The organism is Pseudomonas sp. FSL R10-0399 (genome assembly GCF_009600165.1).
Taxonomy (GTDB): domain Bacteria; phylum Pseudomonadota; class Gammaproteobacteria; order Pseudomonadales; family Pseudomonadaceae; genus Aquipseudomonas; species Aquipseudomonas helleri.
Window position 1 is genome coordinate 24,946 of record NZ_WIWK01000076.1, and the last position, 6,620, is coordinate 31,565.

Here is a 6,620-nt window from a genome sequence, read left to right on the forward strand (position 1 = left end):
GAAAATATTTTTTGCCTGAATGCAAACCCGCGTTGAAGGTACGCCTGTGTCAGGCGTACTGCGCGGCGGCATACCCCGACGCCCACGCCCACTGGAAGTTGAAACCGCCCAGGTGGCCGCTCACATCCAGCACTTCGCCGACAAAATACAGCCCCGGGCTTTTCAGCGATTCCATGGTCTTGGACGACACTTCGCGGGTGTCTACGCCGCCCAGCGTGACTTCGGCGGTGCGATAGCCTTCGGTCCCGGCGGGCACGACAGTCCAGCACGCCAGCTTGTTGGCCACGTCGGCCAGTTCGCTTGGGGTGTATTGCTTCATGGGTTTGGACACGAACCAATGCTCGGCCAGCAAGTTGGCCATCTTCTTGGTGAAGATTTCCCCGAGCAGGGTTTTCAGTTCGCTGTTCGGGCGTTCGGCCTGTTGCGCTTGCAGCCAGCTCAGCGCGTCCAGATCCGGCAACAGGTTGATCTCAACCGTGTCACCGCTGTTCCAGAACGACGAAATCTGCAAAATCGCCGGGCCGCTCAGGCCGCGGTGGGTGAACAGAATGTTCTCGCGAAAACTCTGATCGTTGCAGCTCACCAGGCAGTCCACCGAGGTGCCCGACAGTTCGCTGCAAATCTCTTTGAGCTGATCGGTAATGGTGAACGGCACCAGCCCTGCGCGGGTCGGCAGCAAGGTGTGGCCAAACTGCTTGGCCACTTGGTAACCAAACCCGGTGGCGCCCAGCGTCGGGATCGACAAGCCGCCGGTGGCGATCACCAGCGACTGGCAGTTCAACTGATCCAGCGTGGTCTTGAGGCTGTAACCGCTGTCGGTTTTTTCGATCTGCTCAACCGAGGTGTCCAGGTGCAGGCTGACACCGGCTTGCTGGCACTCGCTGAGGAGCATCTCAAGGATGTCGCTGGACTTGTTATCGCAAAACAGCTGGCCGAGTTTTTTCTCGTGGTAAGGCACGCCGTGCTTGCTCACCAGTTCGATGAAATCCCATTGGGTGTAGCGGGCCAGCGCTGATTTGCAGAAGTGCGGGTTCTGCGACAGGAAGTTACCCGGCTCGGTGTACATATTGGTGAAATTGCAGCGACCACCGCCCGACATCAGGATTTTTTTGCCCGCCTTGTTGGCGTGGTCGATCAGCAACACCTTGCGCCCACGCCCGGCAGCGGTCAGCGCGCACATCAAACCTGCGGCGCCAGCGCCAATAATCACAACGTCGGTGGTACGCAAAGCGGTGTCCTCAAATACGGCGGGGAACTCTGTAGGAGCGAGCTTGCTCGCGATCTTTTGATCTTTAAAAGCAAAGATCGCGAGCAAGCTCGCTCCTACAGGGGCGGGGTGGGGGGGGTTACAACACCCGAACGCGCAGCGAGCGGCCTTTGATTTTGCCTTCGCTCAAGCGCTGGCAAGCCTGCTTGGCAACGGTGCGATCCACGGCCACGTAGGCCTGGAAGTCAAAGATCGCGATTTTGCCGACCTGGGCACCGGGGATGCCTGCGTCGCCGGTCAAGGCACCCAGAATGTCGCCCGGGCGGACTTTGTCTTTGCGGCCTGCGCCGATCACCAGAGTGCTCATGGCTGGCAGCAACGGGGCGCCGCCCTTGGAGGTCAGGGTGTCCAGCGATTCCCAGTTCAACGGGGCCTTTTGCAGTTGCTCGATGGCCTGGGCGCGGTGCGCTTCAGACGGTGCCACCAGGCTGATCGCGATGCCTTTTTCGCCTGCACGGCCGGTACGGCCCACGCGGTGAATGTGGATCTCCGAATCACGCGCCAACTCAACGTTGATCACCATGTCCAGCGCGTCGATGTCCAGACCACGGGCGGCTACGTCAGTGGCAACCAGTACCGAGGTCGAGCGGTTGGCGAACATTGCCAGCACTTGATCGCGGTCGCGCTGTTCCAGGTCACCGTGCAGGCCAACCGCCGAAATGCCTTTGGAGGTCAGGTGATCAACGGTTTCTTGTACCTGCTGCTTGGTGAAGCAGAACGCCACGCACGACTGCGGACGGAAGTGCCCCAGCACTTTGGTCACGGCGCTCATGCGCTCGTCGGGTGCGATTTCGTAGAAACGCTGCTCGATCTGGCTGTCGGTGTGCAGCGCTTCAGCCTTGACTTGCTGCGGGTCGCGCATGAACTTGGAGGCCAACTGCTTGATGCCCACCGGGTAAGTGGCCGAAAACAGCAGGGTCTGGCGGCGTGCCGGGGTCTGCACAATGATGTCTTCGATGGCGTCGTAGAAACCCATGTCGAGCATGCGGTCGGCTTCGTCGAGCACCAGCGTGTTCAGGCCGTCGAGCACCAGCGAACCTTTGCGCAAGTGCTGCTGGATACGCCCCGGCGTGCCGACGATGATGTGCGCGCCGTGCTCCAGCGAGCCGATTTGCGGGCCGAACGACACGCCGCCACACAGGGTCAGCACTTTAATGTTGTCTTCGGCGCGGGCCAGACGGCGGATTTCCTTGGCCACCTGGTCAGCCAGTTCGCGGGTAGGGCAGATCACCAGCGCCTGGCAGCCGAAGTAGCGCGGGTTGATCGGGTTCAGCAGGCCGATGCCGAAGGCGGCGGTTTTGCCGCTGCCGGTCTTGGCCTGAGCGATCAGGTCCATGCCTTTGAGGATCACCGGCAAGCTCTGCGCCTGAATCGGCGTCATCTGGGCATAACCGAGGGAGTCGAGGTTAGCCAGCATGGCGGCGGACAGGGGGAGCGTGTTGAAAGCGGTGGCAATGGTGGTCACGGGACTGGCCTGCAAAACAAAATGTCGCGCAGTGTAACAGCCCGTTGCCCAATGCCCGAACATTCTGGACGAGAAGTCACCAAGGATTCTGTAGGAGCGAGCTTGTCTCGCGATCTTTTGATCTTTTTAAAAGATCGCGAGGCAAGCTCGCTCCTACAGAGTGAACGGGTTAATGATCCAGCTCATGCTCCGAGTTGGCTTTGGGCTTGCGCCCATCCTGCGGTGACAGTTGCAAGAATATCGCCGCCGCCAGCATGGCCATGATGCCGACGGTCAGGAACGTCAACTGGAACGCCCCCAGCACGGTGTGCACGTCGTCACCGGCGCCGTCACCCGAGAACCCGCCCAGCAAGGCACCGGCACAGGCAACCCCAAGGCTCAACGACAACTGCGCCACCACCGAGAGCAAGCTGTTGCCGCTGCTGGCGCTGGCATCGTCCAGGTCGATCAGGGTCACGGTGTTCATGGCGGTAAATTGCAGCGAGTTGATGGCCCCCAAAATGGCCAGCATCGTCAGCAGCAGCGGGTACGGGGTTTGAGCCGTGACCAGGCCCATGCTGGCCAGCATGATGCCGAGTGCCAGCGTGTTGCCGGTCAGGATCGTGCGATAACCCAGACGCTCGATCAACGGCCGTGCGCCCCATTTGGCCAGCATGGCGGCGGCTGCCAGCGGCAACATGCTCATCCCCGCGTCTGACGGTGAATAGCCCAGCGCCACTTGCAGCAGCAACGGCACCAGAAACGGCAAGGCGCCGCTGCCCAACCGGGCAAACAGGTTGCCCAAAATGCCCACGGCAAAGGTTTTGGTTTTAAACAGCGTCGGGGAAAACAGCGGGTTGCTGATGTTGGCGGCCCGCAGCCAGTACGCCGCCAGGCACGCCAGCCCGGCAAACAGCAGCAACATGACCCGCAGGTGCGGCATGTGCAGTTCGCCCAAGCCCTCCATGGCAATGGTGATAAACACCATCGCCGCGCCAAACAGCAAGAAGCCCCAGGCATCGAAGCGTGAGCGCCCGTCGCCGCGCAAGTCGGGGATCATTTTCCAGACCGCCCAGCAGCCCAGCATGCCCACCGGCAGGTTGATCAAAAAGATCCAGTGCCAGCTCAGGTACTGCACCATCCAGCCGCCCAGGGTGGGGCCGATCAGCGGGCCGAGCAGGCCGGGGATGGTAATAAAGCCCATGATCCGCACCAGTTCTGAACGCGGGTAGGCCTTAAGCACCACCAGCCGCCCGACCGGCACCATCAAGGCACCGCCCAGGCCTTGAAGCACACGGGCAGCGATCAATTCGTTGAGCGTGCCGGACAAGGCGCACAGCAGCGAGCCGAGGCTGAACAGCAAAATGGCGCTGAAGAAGATTTTTTTGGTGCCGAAGCGGTCAGCGATCCAGCCCGAGGCCGGGATCAGCAAGGCCACCGTGAGCATGTAGGCAACGATCACCCCTTGCATGCGCAGCGGGTTTTCCTTGAGGTCGCTGGCCATGGCCGGCAGTGCGGTGTTGAGGATCGTGCCGTCGAGCGACTGCATGAAAAACGCGATGGCCACCACCCAAGGCAACCACCGTAAAATTTCGGGCGTGAGAACCGGACGTTCGGGCATAGGACCTCTTGTTGTGATCATTCAAAAACCTGTGGGAGCGGGCTTGCTCGCGATGCAGGCGACTCGGTATGCCTGCATCATCGTGCCGCTGCCATCGCGAGCAAGCCCGCTCCCACAATTTGGAGTGATGCTGCCTCTTACAACGTGAGCGTGAGTTTTTTGACCACTGCACCCGGCAATAGATTCGATGCAGTCTGGCGTTGGTCGTAGGTGCTGGCCGAGACCAGCAGCTCCCGCTCTGCCGTCAGTGCTTCTAGCTGCGAACCCAGCAGGCTGTACACGCTGTCATCAAACCGCATGGTGTTGACCGGGGCCTTGATCTCGCCGTCTTCGACCCAGAACGTGGCGAACCGGGTCATGCCGGTCAGGCGTGCTGCTGGTTGATCAGAGTAGTTCAAGTACCACAGGTTGCTGATGTACAACCCGGTGCCCAACTGCTTGAGGATGTCGGCTTGCGCCAGTTGCCCGGCCGCCATCGCCAGTGCGCTGGGTGCTTCGCTGCCCGGCGCGCCGTTGACCTTGAGGCCGTATTCGGCCGCGCTGCGCGAGCTCACCAGTTGCTCGGCGGCCTTGCCGTGTTTGACCAGCGACAAGTCCTGGCGCGGGTAGCCCTCGCCGGAAAACGCCGGGCTTAACGACTGGCTCACGTGTTCGTCCAGCGACACCAGCGGGCTCAGCTCGGCATCACCGCCATAGAGCTTTTGCAGCGGGCTGTATTTGCTGGCCAGCGCTTGGGCCGAAAAGCCGCCCCAGCAGAGCATGCTCATGACTTCTTCCAGTGCCGCGGGGGCCAGGTAAGCACGGTACTCACCCGGCGCCAGCACGTGGGCCGGGCGGTCGAGAAACGCCAATTGCTCGCGGGCCAGTTGCATGCGCTGGGCGAAGCGCTCGCTGTCCCACTGGGCACCGGCGTAGCTGGCTTTAACCGCTTGGCCGTTGCTGTGGAACAGGCTCCAGTCAAAGTTGAAGCTGTTGGCTTCATGCCAGCCCAGCGCGCCTTGCGAACTGGCGTAGCCGTAGCTGATCGGGCCGCTGGCGTAGAAGCCGACCAGATCGACCCCGTGGGCGGCGCGGCGGATTTCATCCAGCACCTGCGCCGTGTCCGGCAACGCTTCGGCCTGCTCGGTGTGGCTGTGCCACGGCTCGGGGTTGAGCAGCAAATACGGGTCTACCGGCAGCAGCGGCACGGTGTCGCGCAGTTGTTTCAGCGCATCGGCCACGCGTTGTTGGTCAACCGCAGGCTCACCGGCCAGGGTCACGTTGACGCTGGCATGGCGGCCTTCGTTGATCAGCTTGAGGCTAAGGCTGGCCTGCTGAACCACACCGGCCTGGCGCACTTTGCCCTTGTTGAAGCGAATAAATTCCGAGGTTTCGGCGTTGTAGCCCACGGTGAATTGCTCGGGGCTGACCAGCGCCTTGCGCAGCCACGCCACCAACCCTTCGAACTGCTCGGCCTGACTCATTGGCGTACCCATCAGGCATCCCCTCCAAACACATCAATTTGACTGAACACACAGGCCGGGGACGCGTGCCCCACGCGGATCACCTGGTTGGGTTCACCTTTGCCGCAGTTGGGCGTGCCCAGCACTTTAAAGGCGCTGGCGTCGCCCACGGCGCTGAGGTTGCGCCAGAACTGCTCGGAAATACCCCGGTAGTTGGGGTTTTTCACCACGCCCTTGAGTTCGCCATTTTCGATCAACTGGCCCCATTCGCAGCCGAACTGGAACTTGTTGCGGGCATCGTCAATCGACCACGAGCGGTTGTTGGCCATCAAAATGCCGTGCTCGATGCCGCCAATCAACTGCGCCATGGACTGATCGCCCGGCTCGATATTGAGGTTGGCCATGCGGTCAATCGGCGCGCGGTTCCAGCTGCACGCGCGGCTGTTGGCCACGCCTTCGAGGCCTGCGCGGAACTGCGACAGCGCGCCGCCCAGCGGGCGCAGGAGCAGACCTTCGCGGATCAAGAATTCTTTGCTCGCCGGGGTGCCGTCATCGTCAAAGCGGTAACTGGCGAGCTGCTCGGGAATCGTCGGGTCGAATGTCACGTTGAGCAGTTTGGAGCCGTATTGCAGGCTGCCGAAGTCGCTGGTTTTGACGAAGCTGGTGCCAGCGTAATTGCGCTCGTCGCCCAAGATCCGGTCCAGCTCCAGCGGGTGGCCGATGGACTCGTGGATCTGCAGGATCATCTGGTCGGGCATCAGCAGCAGGTCGCGGGTGCCTTGCGGGGTGTTGGGGGCGAGCAGCAATTGCAGCGCTTGGTCGGCCACCGTGGGGCCTGCGCCGATC

At 61.8% G+C, this 6,620-nt stretch carries 5 protein-coding genes; all 5 read right to left on the reverse strand.

Features of this window, described 5'->3' with window-relative positions; translation table 11 throughout:
- Positions 1-49 precede the first annotated feature (49 nt).
- Positions 50-1,228: an NAD(P)/FAD-dependent oxidoreductase gene (locus GHO41_RS19780; RefSeq protein ID WP_048385010.1), complete on the reverse strand. Its 1,179-nt coding sequence runs from the start codon at positions 1,226-1,228 to the stop codon at positions 50-52.
- A gap of 118 nt (positions 1,229-1,346) precedes the next feature.
- A complete protein-coding gene (gene dbpA, locus GHO41_RS19785) occupies positions 1,347-2,684 on the reverse strand; it encodes an ATP-dependent RNA helicase DbpA (RefSeq protein WP_241486415.1) in 1,338 nt (445 codons plus the stop codon).
- A 217-nt stretch (positions 2,685-2,901) separates the two neighbouring features.
- Positions 2,902-4,332 carry a multidrug transporter subunit MdtD gene (mdtD, locus tag GHO41_RS19790; RefSeq protein ID WP_048370838.1) on the reverse strand — a complete coding sequence of 477 codons (1,431 nt, stop codon included), beginning with the start codon at positions 4,330-4,332 and terminating at the stop codon, positions 2,902-2,904.
- Between the two features lie 137 nt (positions 4,333-4,469).
- Positions 4,470-5,807: a TldD/PmbA family protein gene (locus GHO41_RS19795; RefSeq protein ID WP_048370835.1), complete on the reverse strand. Its 1,338-nt coding sequence runs from the start codon at positions 5,805-5,807 to the stop codon at positions 4,470-4,472.
- The coding region (locus tag GHO41_RS19800; protein WP_178126547.1) for a TldD/PmbA family protein at positions 5,807-6,620 on the reverse strand (814 nt) is incomplete at its 5' end. The genes GHO41_RS19800 and GHO41_RS19795, both read right to left, overlap by 1 nt.